A 19,152-nucleotide genomic window follows, 5' to 3' on the forward strand; every position below is an offset into this window, starting at 1 on the left:
CCGTTCGACTCTCGTCGACTCCGTCCGCCGTCTTCGGCCTCGGGGCCTTCGAGGGTTTTTGCCGCACGTGGAGCGCGACTGCTGCAATGCTATAATTTCTAGGGAACAAACCATAGTTTGTCAGGTTTAGCTTGCCTTCCGAAGCCTTCATAATAGGGAGCAATACGAATTTGGTGAAGCGCTTACAAATGGGCGGAAGCAAATTCGTGAATCTATTATCTGGCATCAGGGAGGAGTAGAGAGATGCGGAGAAGGATGAAGGCCGTCATCGCCTTGCTGCTTAGCGCAGCGCTTGTCGTGCCCGCCGCTTGGGGAGCGCGGGAGGCGGATGCGGCGGAGACCGGGGATACGGTCATGAGCGCAAGCTTCGACAGCGGCACGGACAATTGGTTCAAGCGGGGCACCGAGACGGTAGCGCAGGCGACAACGACCGCGCAGAGCGGAGCGGGAAGCCTGCTGACGACAGGACGAACGTCGGACTGGAACGGTCCGGGCGTGAGCGCGAACGAGCTTGTTCCGGGCGCGACGTACGATTTCTCGATTTACGCGAAGCTGAAGGAAGGAACGACCGGGGCGGAGACGCTTGTGCTGACGATCAATCAGCAGAACGCGGCGGATACCAGCAAGCAGTATGCCTGGGTCGCCAACGCTTCTGTCACGGCCGATGCCTGGGTCAAGCTGCAGGGGGAACTGACGCTCGAATCGGATGCGACCGGCTTCCAGATTTATGTGCAATCTTCGACGAGCGCAACGGTCGATTATTATGTCGATACGTTCGCGGTGAAGCTCGTTGCGCTGCCCGATACGGAATCGGACCCGGTCGTTAAGGTGCCGGTCGTCGTGTACCACAAGGTGAACCAGACGCTGGAGTCGGGCAACGACTACCAGGTGAGCGCCGCCATGTTCGCCACGCAGATGAAGTACCTGGACGATAACGGCTACACGACGCTGTCCGCGAACGAATACGCCGATATTATGAACGGCGAGGCGGAGGCACCGGATAACCCGATTCTGCTCACGTTCGACGACGGCACGCCGGACTTCTACACGAACGCGTGGCCGGTGCTGCAGCAGTACGGCATGAAGGCGACGCTGTTCATCGTGTCCGATTGGATCGGCGAGAACAAGTACGGGATGACGCTGCAGCAGTTGCAGACGCTCGCGGACGATCCCAACCTCGACTTGGAAAATCATACAAAGACGCACACCGACCTGACAACGATGGAGGATGAGGCTGCGCGTGATGACATCGTCGCCGCCGGCGACTTTCTGGAGGGAGTAACAGGCAAGCAGTCTGCGCTGCTCGCTTACCCCTATGGAGCTTACAACGCGGATGTCGCGGCGGCGGCCGAGGAAGCGGGCATCGAGTTCGCCTTCAAGGTGGGCGGCAGCATCACGACGCCTGCGGAAGACAAGTATGGGCTTGGCCGGCAGATGATGGTCGTTGCCGACACATTGGCAACATTCGCCGCGAAGATCGGAGGACCTGCTCCGAGCGATGCGAGGACAAGCTCGGGCAATGTCGTGCTGTCGCAGAGCTTCGAGGACGATCTGACAGGCGGCTGGGAGAATATGAGCTGGGCCGGCGAGGGCGCGGTGAGCGTCTCGTCCGATGTGGCGTCTGAAGGGACGAAGTCGCTCAAGTTCAGCGGTCGGGACTCGCGAGCCAGCAGCGTGCTGAAGAGCATGACCGGCCTCATGCTTCCGGGACGCACCTACGATCTGTCGTTGAAGGTGCGGCTTGGCGAAGGAACGGATGAGCTGCATCTCGGCTCCAACGTGGAAGCGGCATCCCTGGACAACAAGTATCCTTGGCTTGTCGGCAACCAGACGGTCACGGCCGACGGCTGGACCACGTTCGCGCTCGAAGGCTACGAAGTGCCGGAGGACGCGACGGCGGTGACGATCTGGTTGGAATCGTCGAGCTCGTCCACCTCGACGGCCGATATCTACATCGATGAGGTTGTGCTCACGGACGTAACGCCGGACGGCTTCACGGAGGACTTCGAGAACGGAATCGGCAATTGGACGCGCCGGTTCGGCAGCAGCGATGTGGCGATCAGCGATGCGGCGAACCATACGGACGGCGGTCAATACAGCTTGCTGACGACCGTCTCACAGCAGTACGACGGCCCTATTCTGGACATTCTCGGCGGCATGCACGCCGGCAACAAGATCACCCTGTCCGGGTGGGTTCGCATGGCGGAGGGGCAAGCTTCGACCATCCTGCGCATCTCGGTGCAGTCCGGGGACAGCACGTTCACGAACGTATCCGCGAACGCAACGGTGACCTCGGACGGCTGGACGCAGCTTAGCGGCACATTCACGCTGTCGGCGGCTCCGACTGTGCTGAAGGTGTACGTGGAAGCGGCCAACGCTCCTGACGAGGCTCGTTCGTTCTATCTGGACGACTTCGTGTTGGCTTATGACGAGGCGGTCGAAGGACCGCTGCCGGCGCAGACGGATCTGGATCAATTGAAGGAGCTGTATGCCGACTACTTCAAGATCGGCGCGGCCGTCGAGCAGGCGCAGATCGAAGGCAGCGCGAAGGACCTGCTCGACCTTCATTACAATTCGCTCGTCTCCGAGAACTCCATGAAGCCGGGCTCGCTTAACCCGTCAGAGGACGTCTGGAACTGGACGGCCGCGGACAAGGTGGCGAATTACGCCAAGGAGAATGAGCTTGACCTGCGGCTGCACACGCTCGCCTGGCATTCCCAGGCGGCCGAATGGATGTTCAAGGACTCTTCGGGCGAAGCTCTCGCTGCAACGGAAGAGAACAAGGAGCTCGTGCTGGAGCGCCTGGAGACGTACATTCGCACCGTTGCGGGGCATATGAAGACGCTGGGCGTCGATATTCAATCGGTGGATGTCGTCAACGAGGTTATCGACGAAGGCCAGGCGGACGGCATGCGGAGAAGCGAGTGGTACCGGCTTACCGGCACGGACTTCATCAAGACGGCATTCGAGGTTGCACACGAGGAATTGCCGGACGCCAAGCTGTACATCAACGACTACAATACCCATGACCCGAAGAAACGCGATTTTCTGTACAATTTGGTTACAAGCTTGAAGGGTGAAGGCGTGCCGATCGACGGCGTCGGCCATCAGACGCATATCAATATCAGCGGACCTTCCATTCAGCAGATATCCGATTCGATTCGCAAGTTCGGGGAGGCCGGCTTCGACAACCAGATCACCGAGCTGGACGTGTCCGTCTATACGGACAGCGGGACGAAGTACGACGAGGGAGAGATTCCCGAAGCGATTCTGGTCAAGCAGGGCTACCGGTACAAGGAGCTGTTCAAGGAGCTTGTGCGCCTCGACGAGCTCGGTCGGACGGAGGCCAATCCGGAGGGCTGGATCAGCAATGTGACGTTGTGGGGCATCTCCGACGATCATACGTGGCTGACGAATATGTCGAGCAATCCGCGTACGGACGCCCCGTTCCCGTTCGACTATCGTCATCAGGCCAAATATGCGTACTGGGGCATGGTCGAAGCGGTCAAGACGCTCAGCCCGTCCATGCTGCCGATCTCGCCGAAGGCGGCGACGACAGCCAAGGGAACGCCGACCGGCGCATCCGACACTGTCTGGAATACCGTTCCTGCGATTAGCACCGAGGCGAGCGGAACGCTTGCAGCTTCGGTGAAGACGCTGTGGGACGAGAGCTATCTGTACGTGCGGGTTGCCGTGTCGGATGCGACGGTGACCGCTACCGATCAGATCGAGCTGTTCGTAGATGACGGCAATATGGTCAAAAGCACCTTCGCAAGGGGAGCGGCAGCAACCTCCGAGACGACGGGCGGGTACGTGCTGGAGACGGCCGTTCCGCTTGAAGGAACGCTCGGCCGGCAAGTCAAATTCGACGTTCGGATCACCGACCAAGGAATCAATGACGGCTCCGAGCAAGGCGGCAACGGCGTCATCGTCTCCTGGAGCGATCCGCGCAGCGCCCAGGACAGCGACAGCGAAGGGTACGGAACGCTGACGTATATTGACGCGGTCAAGCTGGGCATCGCCCTTCGCGGGACGCCTGAAGTGGACGGCGAGCTGGACGGAGTCTGGGCCGATGCGCCGACTTACACGACGGATGTCGTTGTTGAGCAGAGCGGAGGCGCAGAGGCGAAGGCCGAATTCCGCGCGCTGTGGGATTCGCAGTACCTGTACGTGTACGCCGTCGTGACCGACAGCATGCTGAGCGATGCGATCTCGAACGCGTGGGAACAGGATTCGGTGGAGATTTTTGTCGACCAGAACAACGGCAAGACGAGCAGCTACGAGGAGGACGACGGGCAATACCGCATCAATTACAAGAACGTGAAGTCCGTCGGCGGCCATGCCAGCCAGAGCAATTATACGTCCGCGACGAAGCTGACCGACGGCGGCTACATCGTCGAGGCGGCGATTGCGCTCGATACGATTGCACCGGTTGCCGGAACGCTGATCGGCTTCGATCTGCAGGTCAACAACGACCAGAACGGCGGAACGCGCGACAGCGTCTTCATCTGGAGCGACCCGACCGGTCAATCGTACATGAACACGTCCCGGTTCGGCGTCCTGGAGCTGAAGGACAGCGATACGACGACGAATCCCGGCACCGATCCGGGCACGAGCCCGGGAACTTCCCCGAGCGCGACGAATCCGGCCTCGACCGATCCGATCGCGGTCAAGACGGACGGGAACGGGAAGGCGACGGCGACCGTCGGAGCGGAGGCGTTCAAGGCTGCGCTGAACAAGGCAAAGGACGGTCTCCTCTCGTTCGACATTCCGGTTCCGGCCGATATCAAGTCGGTTGTCGCCAAGCTGCCGGCGGAGGAGCTGAAGGCGGCCGCCAAGGCGGGGGCCAAGACGATTGCGATCGGCAGCGGGCTCGCCAAGCTGATCCTTCCGATCGAGCTGCTCATCGGCACGGGCACGGATGACGCGGAAGTAACGGTCAGCCGCGTGGATGCTTCCTCGTTGCCGGTGTTGTCAGGAGCAGCTCTCGGAGGAGCAGCCGTCTATGACTTTGCTCTGAGCGTCGACGGCAAGACGGTCGGAAGCTTCGGCGACAATCGCACGGTTCGGATCGATCTTCCGTACACGCTGCCTTCGGGAGCCCGCGCGCCGCAGGTTGTAGTCTACTATGTCTCGGAGTCCGGGCAGGCGGAGGTCGTGAAGAACGGACGCTACGATGCCGCGACCGGCACCGTAAGTTTCAGGACCGGCCACTTCAGTCAGTATGCTGTAGCGACGGCAGCCGTTGGCTTCACGGATTTGGATCGTGCGGCTTGGGCGAGCGACAGCATTGTGGGGCTGGCGGCCCGCGGCATCGTGAAGGGAGTGTCCGACACTGCCTACGCCCCAGGGGCAAAAGTAACGAGAGCCGAGTTCGCGCAGTTGCTCGTCCGTGCGTTCGATCTGCAGGCCGCGTCGGGGACGGCGGTTGAGTTCAAAGACGTCAAGGCAGGCGCCTGGTATGTTGAGGCGATAGCGACGGCGCAAAGCCTTGGCATTGTGCAAGGCAAGCCTGACGGCACGTTCGGCGTGGAGGACGAGATCACGCGGCAGGATATGGCCGTCATGCTCTACCGCGCCTTGAACGCAGCCGGCTTGGGACTTGCGCCAACCGGCGAGACCGTTGCCTTCGGCGACGGCTCCTCGATCGCCGGCTATGCGCAAGAGGCGGCAGCGGCGCTGGCTGCGGCCGGCGTCGTGACCGGCTTGCCGGACGGCAGCTTCGCGCCGCTCGCAAGCGCCGACCGCGCGCAGGCGGCGGTCATGCTCGATCGTCTGCTGCAGGCGATCGAATAAGGGCGGCGAGCGCCTGCACGCACGAATTCGTGCAAAGCGCGTAAGACACACATGAAAGCGTGCAAGCGCGCAAGACACGCAGGAATGAATGCAAGGTCGCAAGCGCGCAAGCACGCTCAAACAAGCCCAAAACGGCCGCTCCTGATGGGAGTCGGCCGTTTTGGGCTTGTTCTATTGAGAAGAATGGCTTCGAGCTGCTCAACCGTCCCCAAGCATCGCCGCATGATGCCCCAAGATGAGTTGTGGTTACTCAACTAGCCCCAAACAGCGTCGCATGGAGCCCCAAGATGAGTCGTGGTGACTCAACGGTCCCCGAACAGCACCGCATAGAGCCACCAGATGAGTCGTGGTGACTCAACTAGCCCCAAGCATCGCCGCATGGTGCCCCAAGATGAGTCGTGGTGACTCAACCGTCCCTGAACAGCGACGCATAGAGCCTCCAGATGAGTAATGGTTACTCAACTAGCCCCAAGCATCGCCGCATGGAGCCCCAAGATGAGTCGTGGTGACTCAACTGCACCCATGCACCCATCATACCGGCACGAACATCAGCACTTAAGTAACTATTGTTTAGCTGAGCCTCCACGCGCCTGTGGCCACTTGAGAGGAGTCGCGCCTATTGCTCGCTGTGAGTCGGATGGTCGCCGGGGTATTCGCGCTCGAGGCCGGCGTGCAGCTCCCGGTTCTCGTAGGTGAACGCGCTCAGCGGATGCGCGTCGTCCGTTCGCGGCGCGATCTCCCCGGAACCGGACTCGCCGGCGCCAAGCTCCATCCCGTACGGACCTTCGGGGAACTCCTCGGGAACGAGCTCGCTGCGCTGCGACCGGACGGTGTCGAGCTCCTCGTCATACGACCGCTTGTCGCGTCGGAACCAAGGCATGGAACAACCTCCTTCGTGCTGTTTGTCCGAATTAGGTTGCCCCGCCCGGCTCGTCGCCACTCTTCGCGCAAGCGGACCCACGCCGCAGCGGCGGAGCTTCCGCCGTGCCGCTTCGATCGTTCGCCCGCCGCAGCCGCTCTCCGCCAATTGTCGCCATTCGCTGCTCGTTTTCGCTTTTCCTCGCCGCCGCCCCTCGCTTGCGCCCGTCAACCCGCGTTGTTAGCCTACATAGCGGGGGACTTTTGCCCAGACCAGACTAATCGGTGAAGTGAACGTCCCCCAGCACCAGGTGCAGGAACGCGCTCAGCTCGGCCGCCGCCTCCTCGTCCACGCGGAAGACGGACTCGATCACGCCATCTTCCTCCAGATCGTCCGCGGCCAGCACGCCGCTGCGTCCGGACTGCATGTCGATGACCAGCTTCTTGCCGTAGAAGCGGCTCGTCGTGACGATTGCGAGGTCGAATCGGTGCAGCCCGGGCGTGATGAAGGTCACGAAGCGGGTCGAGGTCATCTCGGTGCTGTCGGACAGGAAGTCGTAATCCTTGAGGTGCATGCGGAAGTCCTCCTCGAATGGAATCGCCGCTCTACCCGTCAACGCCGGAAGCGTAAGGCCTCTCCTGAGCGAGGAAGCCGGGCAGAACGGTTGTGTCGGCATAACTGCTGTGGAAAATAGAAGTGAGAGCAGGAGACAGAGGAGGGATCAGCCACGACCATCTTCCGGTCACCTCACGCCCCGCTTTCTCTTCGTTGCGCTCGAACATTCGGAATTGCTGCGCCGCCGTATGATGGTCGACGATGCTCACTCCCGCTTCGCGGAACGAATGGAGCACGGCCACGTTCAGCTCGACGAGCGCCCGGTCCTTCCACAGCGTCGAATTGCTGCTCATATCCAGGCCAAGCTGCCGGGCGACGAGCGGAATCAGGTTGTAGCGGGATTCGTCGGCGAGATTGCGCGCCCCGATCTCGGTCTCCATGTACCAGCCGTTGAACGGCGCCGCCGGATAGCGGATGCCCCCGATCTCGAGCGCCATGTCCGAGATGATCGGCACCGCATACCACTTCGCCGGGAAGGAGCCGAACAGATCGGCCGACGGATGGGACAGAGGCACTTCGAGCACGAGCTCGGGCGGAATGCGGAACCAGCGGGGCGAACCTCCGTTCACCTGAATGACGAGCGGCAACACGTCGAACGGTGTGCCTTCTCCCCGCCAGCCCAGCGCCAGGCACACCTTCGTGAAGGCTAGCGAAGCCGGGTCCCCGGCAATGCCGTCCTCCGTCTCGTAGCCGGCATAGCGGATCAACTGGTGGTTCCAGATGCGCACCGGGTCGGGCTCGCCGGGAAGAGCCGGCTTGAAGATCGTAATGGACGGACGGATCTCGCCTCCGTTGGTGGCGAATTCCAAGTGCCGCAGCAGCGCCTTGAACACCTGCTCCTCCGTCTCGCAGCCCCGCTCGTCGAACACGCGCATCCGATTCCAGAACAATCTGCCGATGCAGCGATTCGCGTTTCTCCATGCCATTTTGGCCCCGTGAATCAGCTCTTCGGACGTGTGGTCGTAACGGCCTCGTTCGTCGAGCTCCCGGCCTACTTCTTCTACTCGAGCCGCAATCTCGGAAGCCTGTTGGCCCAGCTCCCCGCGGCTGCCGCGGACGAAGTTCTCCGCTTCCGAGTGCAGCGCTCCCGAGAAGGGGCATCTGCTTCCGATATGCTGCATCTTGTTGTGCCTGCCTTTCCGCGACGGGCCTGCGGCTGACGTCCTTCGATGTATGAATTAACAGTACCACAGGCGCCATCCTTGGGCAAAAGAATATCCTGTGACGACAACGAAACAAATGTTCCCGTCCCTATTGCCAAAACCATCCTGATCTGCTAATCTGGTACTACAAGGTTCGAGTCGTCGTGATGAGGAAGCACCTCACCGCCAAGTGCGGAGGGGTGCTTTCTTGTCGTTCGGGGACCGTGATCCTCCCGTTCGTCAGCCCTCGCCTCGGAAGCGTCGGACCTGACCATATCGCGCGAGAAGCGCCGGGGAGGAAGCAAGCATGGAGATCGTATTTCTGAATCGTTTCGAGCGGGCGCTTGGCAAGTCCGAAGTGGAGAGAGGCCAAGTGTTCATCGGCGAATACCAAGGCATCTGGAGCGTCGGATGGCATTCGATTCCGGACCAGGGGGAAGACGGCCGAATGACCTGGTACGAAGGGACGAGCTGGGAGGAATTGCTCGCCTCGTTCCGCTATGGGGTCGCAGGGCAGATGAAGCTGGGCTTCCGCCCGCTGCTGGACGGCATGCTGGAGGACTCTCCGTTCTGGGAGCGGCGCCAGCAATTCGCGTCCGTGCTTCAATGCTATGCCGACCGGCTCGGAACGGAGGAGCTGATCGCTCCGCTTCGCCAGTGGCGCAGGGCGAAGGCGGCGGAGGAGAAGCGCTCCGCATACTTGGTCGCGACGAATCGCGAGCTGCGGCTGATCGCCGTCTTCGTGCCAAGAACGCTTGAAGAGCTCGAGCAGCTTCCCGGCTTCGGCAAGCTGAAGGTGGAGAAGTACGGGCCCGAGCTGCTCGAGCAAGCGGCGGCCATGCCAAGAGACCACTCCTTCCCGCTCCAATGGGTGGAGGAGGCCGTGACGGAAGATCAGCTCGCCGCGTGGCTGTTCCTTCAGAAGGAGGAGAAGTACGGGAAGGACATATCGCTTGTGCAGGAGAAGAAGAAGCTGCTGACCGGCATTCGCCAAGGCAGCTCGATCGCCGAGCTGGAGAAGGAGCTGGGCATTCCGCGCCGAATGCTCGTGGAGAGAATCGATCGGTTGGACGAGGAAGGGTACGACGTGCTGCCGCTCGTTGCCCGCGAGCTGGCCGAGGTTGCGGCCGAGGAGATCGACCAGGTCGAGACCGCGATGCAGGAGCTCGGAGATCGTTATCTGAAGCCGATATACCAGCGTTTGTACGCTGCGGACGGGGCCCCCTCCGGAGCGGCCGGGCAGGCGGAGCGCCAGTATGAGAAGCTGCGGATGATTCGCATCCGCTTCCGCCGCAGCGGAGCGAAGTCCGCCGTCTCGTAATGAAGAGCGCCCCTCGGACGCCCTTCGCGGGCGCCTGAGGGGCGCTAATGACACTGCATTCGGTCCGACCCGCGATCCGAATTCGCCGTTGCCAATATCACAGCCAATCCTTCTTGCGGAAGACGTAGAACATGCCGAAGCCGAGCGCGGCCATAATGAACAGAAGAACGATGGACCCGTACCGGTCGTGCATGCCCGGAATGAAGTCGAAGTTCATCCCGTAGATGCCCGTAATGAAGGTGAGGGGCATGAAGATCGTCGTCAGCGCGGTGAACACCCGCATGATCTCGTTCGCCCGGTTCGCGACGCTCGACTGGTAAGCTTCTCGCAAGTTCGCCATGAGGTCGCGGTACGTCTCGAATGTTTCGGTAATCTTCACCGCGTTCTCGTGAATGTCGCCGAAGTACTTCTGCAACTGCACGTCGAACAGCTTCAATTCCTTCTTGTTGAGCGCTCCGATCACGTCGCGCTGCGGACCGAGCACCTTCTTCAGCCACAGAATCTCGCTTCGCAGACCGATGATCTCGGTGAGATGGGACTTCTTCGTGTGCATGAGGATGTCTTCCTCAAGGCTCTCGATTCTCGCTTCGATTCGGTCGCCGACGAGGAAGTAGTTGTCGACAACGCTGTCGACGAGGTGGTACAACAGCCGGTCGGCGCTGTCGACCTCCTGCTCCCACAGAATCGGCTTGATCGTTCGCAGCTCGTTGATCTTCTGGCGAGTGACCGTTATCAGATAATGGCGGCCGAGGAACATGTTGAGCGCCCTCAGGAAGATCTCCTCATCGTCGAATCGGATGCTGTTGATCACGATAAAATAATGGCTTTCGTACACTTCAAGCTTCGGGCGCTGCTCCTCTTCGGTTAAGCAGTCCTCCACGGCGAGATCGTGAATGCCGAACAGAGGCTGGAGCGAGAGCAGTTCTTCGACATCGGCGTCGATCCAGTAAAATCCTTGCTCCGGCGGAAGCAGTGTCGTCGTAATGTCTTCGATCGGCGTGAAGACGCCTTTGTTAACCAGCCGAATCTTCATATGGAATCCGCTCCTTCGCATGATAAATCATGCAGGGCGTACGTCCGCTCGGCATTATCCCTCTATATAAGTCGGCGGAGAGCCGGCTTCATCCGAGCGCCAAACGGCAACTTGTCGTCCTGCTTCTATTCCCGTTAACGTGCAACTTCGCCCGGGATTATCCCCTTCCATGGCCGGCTCCCCCCTTTATCGTTCTCATTAAGCAATAAGCGCAATTCGTGATAAGTATAATCTTCTCCCGTGGCCCTTACAAGGACATTTTGCAGGGCATTCCGCTCCTTGACGGGGTCGGTCTTTATGGTTTACATTAGAAGAAGTTTCGAATTCGGAATTCAACTGAATAAGATTTGCCATCCTTATCAAGAGCAGGCGGAGGGACTAGCCCGATGAAGCCCGGCAACCGGCGTCGACATTCGACGCACGGTGCTAATTCTTGCGGTGCGCGACGAATGGGTCGCGTTGCTGACAGATGAGAGAGGCGCGTACGTTTACTTGTTGCGGCCCTTCTCATCGGAAGGGTCTTTTTGCATGATACAGAAGGAAAGGGGTTATCGTCATGCCGATTAAAGTGCCGGATTCGTTGCCGGCCAGAGAGATTCTGGCGGAAGAGAACATCTTCGTGATGGATGAGAGCGTCGCTTATCGACAGGATATTCGACCGCTTCGCATTGCGATCCTGAATCTGATGCCGACGAAGGAGACGACGGAGACGCAGTTGCTGCGACTGATCGGGAATACGCCGCTTCAAGTGGAGGCGGTGCTTCTCCATCCGAAGACGCACACGTCCAAGAACACGTCTGCCGAGCATCTTGAGACGTTCTACAAGACATTCGACGAGATCGCCCATCAGCGGTTCGACGGGATGATCATTACGGGGGCGCCTGTAGAGCAATTCCCGTTCGAAGAAGTGACGTATTGGGAAGAGCTGAAGACGATCATGGACTGGAGCAAGAAGAACGTCACCTCCACGTTCCATATTTGTTGGGGCGCGCAGGCAGGCCTGTTCCATCACTACGGGGTGCCGAAGGTCGATCTGCCGAGCAAGCTGTTCGGCGTGTTCCCGCACACGATCGAGAAGCGGAACGTTCCGCTTCTGAGAGGCTTCGACGAACTGTTCTACGTTCCTCAATCCCGTCACACCGAATCCCGGCGCGAGGATATCGCCCGCGTGCCGGAGCTCGAGATTTTGTCCGAATCCGAAGAGGCCGGCGTCTATCTCGCGGCGACGAGGGACGGCCGCCAGATCTTCGTGACCGGCCATTCGGAATACGATCCGCTCACGCTCAAGTGGGAGTATGACAGGGATCGCGCCAAAGGACTCCGGATCGACGTTCCTCGGAATTATTTTCCGGGAAATGACCCGACGAAGCTGCCGCTGTCCAGTTGGAGAGCCCACGCGAATCTGCTGTTCTCCAATTGGCTGAACTACTACGTGTACCAGATGACTCCGTTCGATCTCGGCGCAGGCATCTGAAGTCAGTACGCAGACGAACCGTTTTGCCCCCCATTACCCCTTGTGCAGGAGGATTCGATTCATGAACATTGAAAGCCGTCTCGCTCAAATCGGTTCGCAAGAGGACCCGCGCACCGGCGCCGTCAACTATCCGATCTATCTCTCGACCGCATTCCGCCATCCCCGTCTCGGGCAGAGCACGGGTTTCGATTATTCGCGCACGAAGAGTCCGACGAGGTCCGTCCTCGAGCAGGCCGCGGCAGAGCTTGAGAGTGGGGACGGCGGCTTCGCTTGCAGCTCGGGCATGGCCGCCCTCACGACGATCTTCGCGCTGTTCGGACAAGGCGATCATCTCATCGTCTCCCTGGACCTGTACGGCGGCACGTACCGGCTGCTGGAGCAGATTCTGTCGCGCTTCGGCATTACCGCTTCCTATGCGGACACGAACGACATCGAAGCGATGGAGAAGCTGTGTACGCCGGGAACGAAGGCCGTGCTGATCGAGACGCCGACGAATCCGCTTATGATGATTACGGATCTCGAGAAGGTGTCGTCCTGGGCCAAGTCGAAGGGGTACTTGACTATCGTGGACAACACGCTGCTGACGCCGTTCCTGCAGCGGCCGATCGAGCTGGGCGCCGATATCGTCATCCACAGCGCGACGAAGTACCTTGGCGGCCACAACGATGTTCTCGCCGGGCTGATCGTAACCAAGGGCGAGGAGCTGACCAAGCAGATGGCGTTCCTGCACAACTCGCTCGGGGCGGTACTCGGGGCGCAGGATTCGTTCATGCTGATGAGAGGGATGAAGACGCTGGCCCTTCGCATGGAGCGGCACGAGTACAACTCCGTCAAGATCGCGGAATGGCTCAAGGGGCATCCGGCGATCGAGGAAGTGTATCACCCGGGGCTACCGCATCATCCGGGCTATGAGCTGCAGAAGAAGCAATCGTCGGGCAACACCGGGATTTTCTCCTTCCGTATGAAGGATGCCCGTACCGTCGAGCCGATTCTTCGCCATCTGAAGCTGATCGCCTTCGCGGAGAGCCTTGGCGGGGTCGAGTCTCTGCTCACCTATCCGGCGATTCAGACGCATGCGGACATTCCGGAGGACATTCGCAAGAAGGTCGGCGTCGACGACCGGCTGCTGCGCTTCTCCGTCGGCATCGAGCATGTCGAAGATTTGATAACGGATCTGGGCGGGGCGATTGACGCGGCGCTGCAAGAGATTGAGGGGGTATAACGAACATGACGCAATCCGACAAGCAGTTCTCGACGAAGCTCATTCACTTCGGCAAGGAGATCGACAAGGAGACCGGAGCCTCAAGCGTGCCGATCTTCCAAGCGTCGACCTTCCATCACTTCGACCTGGAGAACCCTCCGGTTCACGACTACAGCCGCTCGGGCAACCCGACGCGGGAAGCGCTTGAGGAATACATCGCTCTTCTGGAGGGCGGGTCCAGGGGCTTCGCGTTCGCTTCGGGGATGGCGGCGATCTCGACGGCATTCCTGCTGCTGTCGGCGGGAGATCACGTCATCGTAACGGAAGACGTGTACGGCGGCACGTATCGGCTGCTGACGACGGTGCTGAACCGACTGAACATCGATTCCACCTTCGTGGACATGACCGACTTCGAGCAGGTCAAGCAGGCGCTTAAGGAGAACACGAAGGCGGTGTTCATGGAGACCCCGTCCAACCCGACGCTGAAAATCACGGATATCGCAGAGATAGCGGCCTGGGCGAAGGAACGGGGACTGCTGACGATGCTGGACAATACGTTTATGACTCCGTATCACCAGCGTCCGATCGAGCTTGGCGTCGATATCGTCATCCATAGCGCGACCAAGTTCCTCGGCGGCCACAGCGACGTGCTCGCCGGCCTGGTCGTCACGGCGGACGAGTCGCTCGGCCGCCGGGTGAAGCAACTGCAGAACGGCCTGGGAGCCGTGCTCAGCGCGCAGGAGAGCTGGCTGCTTATGCGCGGCATGAAGACGCTGAAGGTTCGCATGGAAGCCAGCGAGCAGAGCGCGATCAAGCTTGCGCAATGGCTTCAGGCGCATCCCGGCGTGGAGAAGGTATACTATCCGGGGCTTGCGGATCATCCGCGCGGCGACGTTCACGCGAAGCAGTCGAAGGGCTTCGGCGCGGTTGTCTCCTTCGACGTCGGAAGCGGGGAGCGGGCGCGGCGCATGCTGGGCCGGGTGAAGCTGCCGCTCGTGGCCGTCAGCCTCGGCGCCGTCGAGAGCATCCTGAGCTATCCGGCGATGATGTCCCACGCGGCGATGCCTCGCGACGTTCGCCTCGCGAGAGGAATCACCGACGGGCTCGTCCGCTATTCGGTCGGACTTGAGGACGCGGACGATCTGATTCGCGATTTGGAGCAGGCGCTCGACTTGTAGAGAAGCACAAATTGTCAAGATATTCTATTCAGGGCTCTTTCATTCATGTTACAATTACGATGCGGTTACAAGAAGACAGGGTGGCTGATCTGTTGTGAATGTACAGAATATCTTGAATCGACTTCTTATCGGTGCCAAACTGCTTATGACCGACCGTTCGCTGCGCATATTCCCGCCTGACTTCACGATTCGCAAGCCGGTGCAGGCGATGCTGGACAAGCACTTGAAGCGCGGCGATTGCTGTTATCTCGCTTTATTCCGCTGGGACAGTCCGGAAGCCTATCTGTCCCGCTTGAAGGAGCTTCAGCCGACTCTTCGGCTGGAGACCAGACATAGCTTAACCTCCCTGGTTCGGGAGCGCTGGGACGATTCCGAGGTGATCGGAATCGACCAGTTCGGACCGCTTGACTTCGTTATGCTGATCAACGGGGAGAAGCCGTCCGCTGCCGAGTTCGTGCCTTCCTCGCTGCTTCGCCGGCTGGAATCGCTCCGGGAAGCCGTCGAGCGCGAGGCCGGCTCCGCCAAGGAGCATCGGGGCCGCATTCAACTTGTCGGCAATTGCGTTCCGCTGTCCGCCTCCTATCAGGAAGGAATGGACGGCGAGGATCTTCTCCGCGAATCGTATCGCTTCGCCCAAGCCCTCTCGACCGAACAGCTCTCGTCCCAGGTGCTGGCCGCCCGGCGACAGCTTGAGCAGATTCTGGAAGATTGCGATATCTCCGTGCTCGCCCAACCGATCATGAACCTGAAGAACGGGGATGTGTTCGGCTGGGAGATTCTGACCCGAGGGCCGGCCGGGAGCATCTTCCATCGCCCCGACGAGCTGTTCAAGTTCGCCAGCCAGACGAAGCAGCTCAGCCGCCTCGAATTCATGGTTGTGAAGTTCGCGCTCGAAGAGGTGTCGATCCGCCGGATTCGGGAGCCGGTGTTCCTGAATGTGACGGCCGTGACGCTTAACCACCCGCTTTTCCTATCGCATGTCCTCGAATGCCTCGGCCGCCATCCGGGCCTCGCGCCGGACCAGATTATCTTCGAGATTACCGAGCGGCACGAGGTGGAAGACTTCGAGTCGATGCTCCAAGTGTTGAACGAATTCCGCGGTCACGGCTTCCGCTTCGCCGTCGACGATATGGGGGCGGGCTATTCCAGCCTGCAATGGATCGGCGAGATGGCGCCGGAGCTGATCAAGATCGACCGATCGGTCATTCAGTTCGTCGATCGCATGTCGGTCAAGGAGAGTCTGCTTAAGGCGATCGTGACGGCTGCCGTGGAGATGAGCTGCGAGGTTGTGGCCGAAGGCGTCGAACGCGAGGAAGAAGCGGACGTGCTGTTCCGGCTTAACGTCGGGATGGGGCAAGGCTATTACTTCGCAAGGCCGAACGTGCTGCTGCACGAGCATGAGCGGCACGTATTCCAGGAGACGAAGGAACGAATTCAGTACCGCCGCGATCAAGTCGCCTCTTGAGGTGACTGCGGCGGTCTTTTTATGCTACGATAGGCTGTGACGGTTTATTCGCGAACGCAACAGACCAGCGGTTCAGGAGAGGAGCAAGGAACATGAGCAACATCGATGGAATTTTGGAGCAGGCGCTTCGCGGGCAGCGGCTCGGGCAGGAAGAGATCATCGCCTTGTTCGAGAGCGACGAAGTCGAGAAGATGGGCCATGCGGCCAATCAGATCATGAACAAGTGGCATCCGGAACCGATCACGACGTTCGTCGTCGGGCGGAACGTGAACTACACGAACATCTGCGATGTGTATTGCCGCTTCTGCGCCTTCTATCGGGCTCCGGGCTCGGAGCAAGGCTATGTGCTGCCGGACGAGGCCATCCTTCAGAAAATCCAGGAGACGGTAGACGTCGGAGGAACCGAGATTCTGATGCAGGGCGGGACGAACCCGAACCTGCCGTTCTCTTACTATACGAATCTTCTTAAGAAGATCAAAGAGAGATTCCCGAACATCACGATGCACTCGTTCTCCCCGGCGGAGATTCGCAAGATGGTCGACGTGTCGGACGGTCTCTCGCTGGAGGAAGTCGTGCGCCAGATTCACGAGGCCGGGCTTGATTCGTTGCCGGGCGGTGGAGCCGAGATTCTGGACGACCGGACGCGCAGGAAGATCAGCCGCCTGAAGGGCTCTTGGCGCGACTGGATCGACGTGATGTCGACGGCTCACCGGGTCGGCATGACGACGACGGGAACGATGGTCATCGGCTTCGGGGAGTCGATGGAGGAGCGTGCGCTTCACCTGCTCCGCATTCGCGATGCCCAGGACGAGTGCCTCCGGAACGGCTATCCTTCCCGCGGCTTCCTGGCGTTCATCCCGTGGACGTTCCAACCTGACAACACGAACATGAAGCGCGAGAAGGCGACGCCGGAGGAATACCTCAAGACGCTGGCGATCAGCCGGATCGCGCTCGACAACATCTCGAACTTCCAGTCTTCCTGGGTCACGATGGGACCGGAGGTCGGCAAGCTGTCGCTGCAGTATGGCGCGAACGACTTCGGCAGCACGATGATGGAAGAGAACGTCGTCTCGGCGGCGGGCACGACTCACAAGGTCAACATCGAGCTGTGCCTGAAGCTGATCCGCGAGACGGGACGCATCCCCGCCCAGCGCGACACGCAGTACAACGTCCTCCGCGTGTTCGACGACGAGAACGAGAAGGTCGCGAAGGACTTCGTGATGCAGAACTGACGGACGGGATCGGCGGCGGCAAAAGTGTCGGCAAGGGCAAGGACGGGAGCGGCCCGAGGTGCGGTAAGCGTATCGGGTATGAGTATCGGTACGAGTGACGATGACAGTAACGTTAACAGTGCGGCAAGAACAAGCGCTTGTTTCCTTTGTTTCCGGCAAGTCGGCGGACAAGGGGGATGGGCGCTTTTTTCTGAGTAAACTTCCACCGGAAGCACGAAGCGGCAACCTGAGCCGAGTGAAGCTTCGGATGAGTTGCGGCGAACCGCTCCCGAGACGCTGAATGCTCAAAAATTAGCTATTCACGCTCGAACAGTCATTCCCGAGACGTTGAATGCTCAAAAATTGGCTATTCACGCTCGAACAGTCGTTCCCGAAACGCTGAATGCTCAAAAATTAGCTATTCACGCTCGAACAGTCGCTCCCAAGATGCTGAATGCTGAAAAATTGGCTATTCACGCTCGAACAGTCGTTCTCGAGACGCTGAATGCTCAAAAATTGGCTATTCATGCTCGAACAAGTGGTCTGGTCTGGTGGGGGTGGTTGAGGGCGGAGAGGGAGCCCGCGAGGTCGTGTTACCAGTGATGGCCGGGAATTTATGCGAAAAATCACATTGGCGAAGCTCCGTAACGTGCCGTTTGGCCGATTTTATGCGAAAAATCACATACATGGCGGCAATTCCGGACCGAAGTACGCTATGTATGCTAAAAACAACTATGACAACAAGGACAGTTGTCACCCCCTACAATGAAAATTTTTCGTATGAGGCCATTCGCAGTGATGAAAAGCCAACTGCGGAGGGCAGCAGGAGCGGAGTTAGTGGAGAAACCCGTGTAACGGGGCTCCGAAGAGGCGGTGGGAGAGAGAGAGGTGCGGGAAACCCGTATTTTCGTATTAACCTCTGTGACAACAGGGATCGTTGTCATCCCTGCAATGAAAATTTTCCGTACGCAGTCTTCGTGGCTGTAAAAACCTGCTGTGAAGAGGCTGGGTGGGCAGAGTTAGTGGAGTTACTCATCTGCCCCCACCATGCCAGCTCATACGCCCGCACTTGAGTAATGGCGACCCACCTCGGTCCCTCCGCGCGCTCATCGCCGCTCCAGTTGAGTCGTGGTTACTCATCTGCCCCCACCATGCCAGCTCATACGCCCGCACTTGAGTAATGGCGACTCATCTTGGACCCTCCGCGCGCCCATCGCCACTCCAGTTGAGTCGTGGTTACTCATCTGCCCCCACCATGCCAGCTCATACGCCCGCACTTGAGTAATGGCAACTCATCTCGGTCCCTCCCACGCCCATCGCCGCTCCAGTTTACCCGTGTCCAGGAACAGTGTGCCGGGAACCCGTACAACGACGCTCCGAAGAGGAAGTTGGAGAGGGGATGTGCGGGAAAACCGTACAACGACGCTCTGAAGAGGCAGTTGGAGAGGGAGATGTACGGGAAAACCGTACAACGACGCTCCGAAGGGGCAGTTGGAGAGGGAGATGTGTGGGAAATCCGTACAACGACGCTCTGAGAGGCAGTTGGAGAGGGAGATGTACGGGAAATCCGTACAACGACGCTCTGGAGAGGCAGTTGGAGAGGGAGATGTACGGGAAATCCGTATAACGGAGCTCCGAAGAGGCAGTTGGCGAGGGCGATGTGCCATTAGCGGAGGTTAATTTTCGTATTAAACCATATAAAACCGCTCGATCCGCGCGAAAACCAGCCAACGAATGTGAAAAATCAGAGCGACCGAGCATAGGTTGAGTAACTTAGCAGGTGGAAACCCTGCTTGGAAAAGGCGAAGCCACGCCACCAATAGCGAGTCTTGGAGCGAAGCTGGCAACAGAGTCGTT

12 protein-coding genes and 1 riboswitch are annotated in these 19,152 nt (G+C 59.6%); of the genes, 7 read left to right on the forward strand and 5 right to left on the reverse strand.

Annotated features, from left to right (window positions below; translation table 11 throughout):
- Positions 1-243 precede the first annotated feature (243 nt).
- On the forward strand, positions 244-5,796 hold the full coding sequence (locus E6C55_RS20205; protein WP_136371626.1) for an endo-1,4-beta-xylanase: 5,553 nt from the start codon (positions 244-246) through the stop codon (positions 5,794-5,796).
- 616 nt (positions 5,797-6,412) lie between these two features.
- On the opposite strand, the gene E6C55_RS20210 is transcribed toward E6C55_RS20205, so the two are convergent.
- The 4 genes from E6C55_RS20210 to E6C55_RS20220 form a co-directional block, all read right to left on the reverse strand.
- Complete coding sequence (locus E6C55_RS20210; RefSeq protein ID WP_136371627.1) at positions 6,413-6,676, reverse strand: hypothetical protein; 264 nt, start codon at positions 6,674-6,676, stop codon at positions 6,413-6,415.
- Positions 6,677-6,707: 31 nt separating this feature from the next.
- Entirely contained in the window at positions 6,708-6,833 is a 126-nt protein-coding gene (locus E6C55_RS35095; RefSeq protein ID WP_269145556.1) for a hypothetical protein, read from the reverse strand.
- A 99-nt stretch (positions 6,834-6,932) separates the two neighbouring features.
- Complete coding sequence (locus E6C55_RS20215) at positions 6,933-7,229, reverse strand: DUF3055 domain-containing protein (RefSeq protein WP_136371628.1); 297 nt, start codon at positions 7,227-7,229, stop codon at positions 6,933-6,935.
- Positions 7,230-7,260: 31 nt separating this feature from the next.
- Positions 7,261-8,391 carry a nitric oxide synthase oxygenase gene (locus tag E6C55_RS20220; RefSeq protein WP_136371629.1) on the reverse strand — a complete coding sequence of 377 codons (1,131 nt, stop codon included), beginning with the start codon at positions 8,389-8,391 and terminating at the stop codon, positions 7,261-7,263.
- Between the two features lie 328 nt (positions 8,392-8,719).
- Between E6C55_RS20220 and E6C55_RS20225 the strand changes: the two genes are divergently transcribed.
- Positions 8,720-9,733 carry an HRDC domain-containing protein gene (locus E6C55_RS20225; protein WP_136371630.1) on the forward strand — a complete coding sequence of 338 codons (1,014 nt, stop codon included), beginning with the start codon at positions 8,720-8,722 and terminating at the stop codon, positions 9,731-9,733.
- A 97-nt stretch (positions 9,734-9,830) separates the two neighbouring features.
- Here the strand turns inward: E6C55_RS20225 and corA are convergent, their stop codons facing one another.
- Positions 9,831-10,766, reverse strand: a complete 936-nt coding sequence (gene corA, locus E6C55_RS20230; protein WP_136371631.1) for a magnesium/cobalt transporter CorA — start codon at positions 10,764-10,766, stop codon at positions 9,831-9,833.
- Positions 10,767-11,119: 353 nt separating this feature from the next.
- Positions 11,120-11,242, forward strand: a riboswitch (SAM riboswitch).
- Positions 11,243-11,322: 80 nt separating this feature from the next.
- Between corA and metA the strand changes: the two genes are divergently transcribed.
- The 5 genes from metA to mqnC all read left to right on the forward strand — a co-directional run bounded on the left by metA (position 11,323) and on the right by mqnC (position 17,316).
- Positions 11,323-12,240, forward strand: a complete 918-nt coding sequence (gene metA / locus E6C55_RS20235; RefSeq protein ID WP_136371632.1) for a homoserine O-acetyltransferase MetA — start codon at positions 11,323-11,325, stop codon at positions 12,238-12,240.
- Between the two features lie 61 nt (positions 12,241-12,301).
- On the forward strand, positions 12,302-13,462 hold the full coding sequence (locus E6C55_RS20240) for a PLP-dependent transferase (RefSeq protein ID WP_136371633.1): 1,161 nt from the start codon (positions 12,302-12,304) through the stop codon (positions 13,460-13,462).
- A 5-nt stretch (positions 13,463-13,467) separates the two neighbouring features.
- Positions 13,468-14,619 carry a trans-sulfuration enzyme family protein gene (locus E6C55_RS20245; RefSeq protein ID WP_136371634.1) on the forward strand — a complete coding sequence of 384 codons (1,152 nt, stop codon included), beginning with the start codon at positions 13,468-13,470 and terminating at the stop codon, positions 14,617-14,619.
- A 94-nt stretch (positions 14,620-14,713) separates the two neighbouring features.
- The gene (locus E6C55_RS20250) at positions 14,714-16,084 is read left to right on the forward strand and encodes an EAL domain-containing protein (RefSeq protein WP_136371635.1); all 1,371 of its coding nucleotides are present in this window, start codon (positions 14,714-14,716) and stop codon (positions 16,082-16,084) included.
- Positions 16,085-16,176: 92 nt separating this feature from the next.
- Complete coding sequence (mqnC, locus tag E6C55_RS20255; protein ID WP_136371636.1) at positions 16,177-17,316, forward strand: cyclic dehypoxanthinyl futalosine synthase; 1,140 nt, start codon at positions 16,177-16,179, stop codon at positions 17,314-17,316.
- The last annotated feature ends 1,836 nt before the right edge of the window (positions 17,317-19,152 follow it).

This window comes from Cohnella fermenti (assembly GCF_004801405.1).
GTDB classification, from domain to species: Bacteria; Bacillota; Bacilli; order Paenibacillales; family Paenibacillaceae; genus Cohnella; species Cohnella fermenti.

What these genes read in the sequence shown, in the direction of transcription:
- E6C55_RS20240 (WP_136371633.1), top strand. Translation starts at nt 12,302, where the DNA reads ATGAACATTGAAAGCCGTCTCGCTCAAATCGGTTCGCAAGAGGACCCG.
- E6C55_RS20245 (WP_136371634.1), top strand. Translation starts at nt 13,468, where the DNA reads ATGACGCAATCCGACAAGCAGTTCTCGACGAAGCTCATTCACTTCGGC.
- E6C55_RS20210 (WP_136371627.1), bottom strand. Translation starts at nt 6,676, where the DNA reads ATGCCTTGGTTCCGACGCGACAAGCGGTCGTATGACGAGGAGCTCGAC.
- E6C55_RS20205 (WP_136371626.1), top strand. Translation starts at nt 244, where the DNA reads ATGCGGAGAAGGATGAAGGCCGTCATCGCCTTGCTGCTTAGCGCAGCG.
- E6C55_RS20225 (WP_136371630.1), top strand. Translation starts at nt 8,720, where the DNA reads ATGGAGATCGTATTTCTGAATCGTTTCGAGCGGGCGCTTGGCAAGTCC.
- metA (WP_136371632.1), top strand. Translation starts at nt 11,323, where the DNA reads ATGCCGATTAAAGTGCCGGATTCGTTGCCGGCCAGAGAGATTCTGGCG.
- E6C55_RS20215 (WP_136371628.1), bottom strand. Translation starts at nt 7,229, where the DNA reads ATGCACCTCAAGGATTACGACTTCCTGTCCGACAGCACCGAGATGACC.
- mqnC (WP_136371636.1), top strand. Translation starts at nt 16,177, where the DNA reads ATGAGCAACATCGATGGAATTTTGGAGCAGGCGCTTCGCGGGCAGCGG.
- E6C55_RS20220 (WP_136371629.1), bottom strand. Translation starts at nt 8,391, where the DNA reads ATGCAGCATATCGGAAGCAGATGCCCCTTCTCGGGAGCGCTGCACTCG.
- corA (WP_136371631.1), bottom strand. Translation starts at nt 10,766, where the DNA reads ATGAAGATTCGGCTGGTTAACAAAGGCGTCTTCACGCCGATCGAAGAC.
- E6C55_RS35095 (WP_269145556.1), bottom strand. Translation starts at nt 6,833, where the DNA reads ATGGCGACAATTGGCGGAGAGCGGCTGCGGCGGGCGAACGATCGAAGC.